Source organism: Candidatus Competibacter denitrificans Run_A_D11, from assembly GCF_001051235.1.
Taxonomy (GTDB): Bacteria; Pseudomonadota; Gammaproteobacteria; order Competibacterales; family Competibacteraceae; genus Competibacter_A; species Competibacter_A denitrificans.
The window spans coordinates 1-4446 of record NZ_CBTJ020000093.1; the positions used below are offsets into that span (position 1 = coordinate 1).

Consider the following 4446-nt stretch of genomic DNA (forward strand, 5'->3'; position numbering starts at 1 on the left):
CCTCCCATTCGCCGCCATAGACCTCTTCGACCATCGCCAGCGTCGGCCGATAGCCCATCGTAAAGATCTTGCTTTCGCGTTCCGCCCGACCGTTTAAATCTTCCTCTGGTTCGGTCAATCGAAACACCCGTGGAGAGGCCGCACCGGGATAGTTCCACTCGGTCAGCCAGCGCGCGGGACCGCGATTAAACGATTCGCACAGCAAATCCGCATCGGCTTTGATCAGTTCTTGGCGAACGCTGTTTTGCACATCGGCCTTGTACTGACCGCCGACGGCCTCACTGGTCATCACCTGACCCAGCGTAATCTTGGCGATGGCCTGATCGAGATAAATACACAGCCGCTCGTAATCCAGACCGCTGGCGCGCTGGGCTTCGAGGAGTTCAATGCGGATGCCTTCGGGTACCCGAATCCCCGATTCGGTTTGGATGGCTTTGAGGGCGGCGAGGAGCTTGGCGCGATCATCGGCGGACGTGTTGGGCGGGAACCACCCCACAGCGGTCGGTGAGCCGAACTTTTCCGCCGCAATCAGCCAAAACTTGAGGTTGCCGCGTTTAAATTGCACGGGCCAATAGAGCCAGTGCGCCAAGCCCATCCCGTAGGGATCATCATCGTGATCGGCCCCCGTGCAAAACTGCCAGAATTTCCGATCCGGTAACCACTCGCCCTTCCAGCTATCCTTAGCCGTCAACAGCCGAAGCTGCATTTTGGCATCGTAGGCAAAGCGCGCCCGATCCCGGACCTTAATACGGTCTAACCCGACGGTCGAACCATCGCGCGCATACAGACACTCACTGACCGCAAAGCCATAAAAGACGCCGAAATGCATCCCCTGGGTGGCGTCATCCCAGCCGACCGTTTTCAGTTGTTCTTCCAGTAACGCCGCTGCATTCTTATCGGCGCGTTTCGACCCACCGGGTTCGACCTCCCACTCACAGGCGGTGAGCGCTAATTGCCGCTGGGCAAAGGTCGAGCGGACCTGCCAGTCCGAAAGCACTTGTTTATAAATGTCGTAATGGCGTCCGCCGAACTCGGTGAGAATCGGGTCTTGTGCGGGCAAACGGCCATCGTCGGTCAGCCAGCCACGGGTAATGTCGCGGCCATCGCCCGTGCTGGCGATTTCGCTGAAGATCGGCTTGTCGTTGGATTCAGGCATCCTAAAAACCTCGCGTCAGGCCAGAGCCACCGACCGTGCCCCAACCCACATCACGATAGGGGATCGCTGCGGATCGTGCGGCTGCAAATGCGCCCACGCCTAAATAGCGCTCGCCGGTGGTTTGGATTTGGTCAAAAGCCGGCGGTGATTGCTGGCTGGCGTAGTAGCCCAGCGTCAAGGCGATGGCGGCATCCGCATGACGTGGCTTGCCGTCGCTGCCTTTGCCTTGGTAGTTTTCGGGGATGCGAGCCACCCCGCGTACCAGTCGCAAGGCGCGTAAGTCATCCCGTACATCCGCATCGCGCGGCAGCAGCAGCATGGCGTCTTCAAAGGCGGCTTTAAGGGGTGGCATCTGGTTTCGATACCATTCCTCGGTCAGCATCACCGGCTCGATGCGCTGTGCGCCGTAGCGCTGCCAGGCCTCTTCAGCAAGCTGCTGGCCGTTGCCACGGGCGTCGTGTGCGCCTCTGGCGAAGTTTGGCAAGCGATCCACCAGGTAATACAGGATTTGCTGCTGTTGCTTGAACGGGATGTTGCGCAGCTCGATCATAAACGGCACACGGCGCACCAGATTCGTCTCTAACGCGATGGGCGCAATGACGGATAGATCGATCTTGCGGCCGAAATCCAGCCCGTAATAGTGCTGTAAAAGTGGGTTTAACAGGACGATTTGCGGGTGCAAATAGGCGTCAATCCAGTCCTGGCAGTCTTTATAGCGATGCCAATCGGGTAAGGTGGCAAAGTCGTTGGTGCAGCTCCAGCGCAGCACGGGTGCAGGTACCATCCGCGACTCGATCAGGACGCTGGATAAAAATGCGCCTTCACCACTGGAGGGAATGACATCCAGTTCTTCGGCGGCATTGGCGCGGTAGATCTGGTAGATGCTCTCAATCCAAGCCGCTTCCGCTTCCAGACTCCAAGCCCGACCGGTGCGGGCGCAGACCCGACGATACAGACCCTCGGCGACGGCAGGGCGAAACTCAATCCGATGGACGCTCGCCTCCGCGCCCAGCCGTCCAGCGCGCGCATCGTTGATCAGTTCGTTAAAGGGATTTTCCGCACCATTGTGAGTGCTGATGATCCGTACCGCACCACCCCAGATCAGTAGCGCCAGCGCCGCTTTGAGTAGTTTGTCCAACTGCTCATGGAAAGCCGCTTCGTCAATGACGACAACGCCTTGTTTACCACGCAGGTTTGTGGGACGGCTTGAAAGCGCGACAATGCGAAATCCACTCGGAAAACGAATCGTATACGTTTTGATGGCACGGTCGCGGTCGGCTTCGTCATCCCAAATACCTTCTTCAATTTCGCTCGCCGCATAGTCAAACGCCCGCGCCCACATCGCACACGCCTGGATATATTCGATGGTCATGTCCTGGTTGTAGGCGATGTAGTAGACATTCTGACCACCGGCGTCGCGCGCCGAGGCGGCATAGAGCACATCGTCTGCCGCCTCCGCCCAGGTCAAGCCGGTACGTCGGGATTTCTCGGCGATCTTGAGCGGTCGTTTATCTCCAATCCAGCGCTGCTGGTAGGGCAGCAGGACGGGGGGAATGGCGGCGCTCATGCGGCGATCCCCAGAATTTCCCGGCGGATTTCGGCGGCGGTGTCGGCGTTGAGTCCGCCCCGCTTGGCGATCTTTTCAATCGCTTCGGCAGCGGCTTGGGTTTTGGCGCTTAGCTCCGCATCCCATTTCTGGCGATTAATGCTGGCGCGGCTGAGTCGTGATTGGGAGAGCGTTAGGCTATTGAGATGTTTGGCGCGAGTGATAGGATCGGTTGCTTCCTTTGCTTTCTCTAAGGCTGTGATCTCTTCAAACACCTTATCCCGCAACCGCACCGAATTTGTTTTGTCGAGCGCATTTTCCATCTCGTCGTTGATTTGCTTGGCCATATAAGTGGCGACGGTTAAGCGTCGTAACGTATCGTTAAACTCTTGTTTATATTCCTGGCCGTACTGGTGTAGGGCGCTCTTGCTGATCTCGTAACCGAGTGCTCCGAGCCAGTCGGATAAGCCGTTATAGTCGCCAAACCCGGAGGCAATCAGCCGGTCATCCAACCCCTTGCGGATTTCCGGCGGCAATAAATCGACTTTGCGCGGTGGTGCCATCAGATGCCCGTCCCTTTGGCCGTTCGCGCAATGGTCGGCGGACAATCGGCCCGGTATTCCACGAGATCGGTGCCTGCGGCGGTAATAGTCGCGCGCCAGGGCTGGCCATCGTGGACCTCCAGCTTGAGATAACCCCGATTGGCCAGATAGCGCACCTCATGACGCAGCACCGACAGGGGTAAGTTGGGGTACTCGGTCGCCAGCGTTGCGCGGACCTGATGCTCACCCACGCCGAGCCAATCGCCCGCATTGGCGCAGAGCAGGATCAGCCAGCGGACGGTTTCCCGTCGAATCGCATCAAAATCAGGTGTCTCCATGCTCACGGCTTCCTCGCATCAGAATCAAACGATCAATTTTTTCGTCAACGGTTTGAACATGGGTGCGTAGCTGTGCCAGTTGGTCTCGTAGCTCGTCCCGGCGGATGTAATGCGCGGCCAGATCCGCCCGCAAGCTCAGAAATTCGTGTTGCAGGTTGCGCACGATTTCAAATTCGCGCTGCTCATTATTGACATGGGCATTAAAGGTATCGACCCAGACGCGCTGACCATCCAGGCGTGCGGCATCCAGCGACGCGAAACGTTGATCGAGGCGGCGCTCGAATTGACTGAGCAGAAAGCGCCCCACGGCGAATAAGCCGCCGAGCAGTCCGCCGAGCAGACTCAGCAATTGCATGGCGTCCAGCGTGACAGTCATCAATCAGGTCTCCTAGCGGCTGCGCTGTTTGAGCCACGTCACAGCGGCCTCAATCGCGAAATTCAGAAGCGATTCCGAGAGTGACAGCCCTAGCGCTTTTATCCGCTGAATGACCTCCTCTCGCTTTTGCGATCCGCTGAGCGTGCTGTCGGCGACGCTTGCCACCACGGATTTCACTTTTTCCCAATCCGCGCCGATGAGCGCCTTGGCCGCGGCGGAGATGAGTATCTGCGTCATAATCCCGTTCAATGCTGATCTCCAAAACCAGGTGGTGTGGGGTTAGGATCGGTTGCGCGCTGGCGAATGCTGACGGGTCCCGCGCCATCGGGTTGGCCTGGGCGATCCGGGCATGGCTCAGAGCGACTCACCAGATCAATCGGCGGCAAGGGTGCATCCGGTTGTTCGGGTAACAAAATCCCAGCGATAGCCGCAACAGCGCTGGCTAGCGCCGCAATCTGGGTGGTGAAGGTCTCGTACTCGCCGACGAA

The 4446-nt window shown here is 58.4% G+C and carries 7 protein-coding genes; all 7 read right to left on the bottom strand.

Features of this window, described 5'->3' with window-relative positions; translation table 11 throughout:
* Positions 1 to 1156: DUF935 domain-containing protein (locus BN873_RS15420; protein WP_048675721.1), on the bottom strand; the 1156-nt coding region annotated here is incomplete at its 3' end.
* A gap of 1 nt (position 1157) precedes the next feature.
* On the bottom strand, positions 1158 to 2723 hold the full coding sequence (locus BN873_RS15425) for a hypothetical protein (protein WP_053085411.1): 1566 nt from the start codon (positions 2721 to 2723) through the stop codon (positions 1158 to 1160).
* The gene (locus BN873_RS15430) at positions 2720 to 3265 is read right to left on the bottom strand and encodes a DUF3486 family protein (RefSeq protein WP_048675725.1); all 546 of its coding nucleotides are present in this window, start codon (positions 3263 to 3265) and stop codon (positions 2720 to 2722) included. Before BN873_RS15430 ends, BN873_RS15425 begins: the two co-directional genes overlap by 4 nt.
* The gene (locus tag BN873_RS15435) at positions 3265 to 3582 is read right to left on the bottom strand and encodes a hypothetical protein (protein WP_048675728.1); all 318 of its coding nucleotides are present in this window, start codon (positions 3580 to 3582) and stop codon (positions 3265 to 3267) included. Before BN873_RS15435 ends, BN873_RS15430 begins: the two co-directional genes overlap by 1 nt.
* Positions 3569 to 3958, bottom strand: a complete 390-nt coding sequence (locus BN873_RS15440; RefSeq protein ID WP_048675731.1) for a hypothetical protein — start codon at positions 3956 to 3958, stop codon at positions 3569 to 3571. Before BN873_RS15440 ends, BN873_RS15435 begins: the two co-directional genes overlap by 14 nt.
* A gap of 12 nt (positions 3959 to 3970) precedes the next feature.
* Positions 3971 to 4195: a hypothetical protein gene (locus tag BN873_RS15445; RefSeq protein ID WP_171820503.1), complete on the bottom strand. Its 225-nt coding sequence runs from the start codon at positions 4193 to 4195 to the stop codon at positions 3971 to 3973.
* A gap of 8 nt (positions 4196 to 4203) precedes the next feature.
* The coding region (locus BN873_RS20500) for a hypothetical protein (RefSeq protein ID WP_048675737.1) at positions 4204 to 4446 on the bottom strand (243 nt) is incomplete at its 5' end.

Coding starts and splice junctions, on each gene's coding strand:
- BN873_RS15445 (WP_171820503.1), bottom strand. CDS start 4,195: ATGACGCAGATACTCATCTCCGCCGCGGCCAAGGCGCTCATCGGCGCG.
- BN873_RS15435 (WP_048675728.1), bottom strand. CDS start 3,582: ATGGAGACACCTGATTTTGATGCGATTCGACGGGAAACCGTCCGCTGG.
- BN873_RS15430 (WP_048675725.1), bottom strand. CDS start 3,265: ATGGCACCACCGCGCAAAGTCGATTTATTGCCGCCGGAAATCCGCAAG.
- BN873_RS15425 (WP_053085411.1), bottom strand. CDS start 2,723: ATGAGCGCCGCCATTCCCCCCGTCCTGCTGCCCTACCAGCAGCGCTGG.
- BN873_RS15440 (WP_048675731.1), bottom strand. CDS start 3,958: ATGACTGTCACGCTGGACGCCATGCAATTGCTGAGTCTGCTCGGCGGA.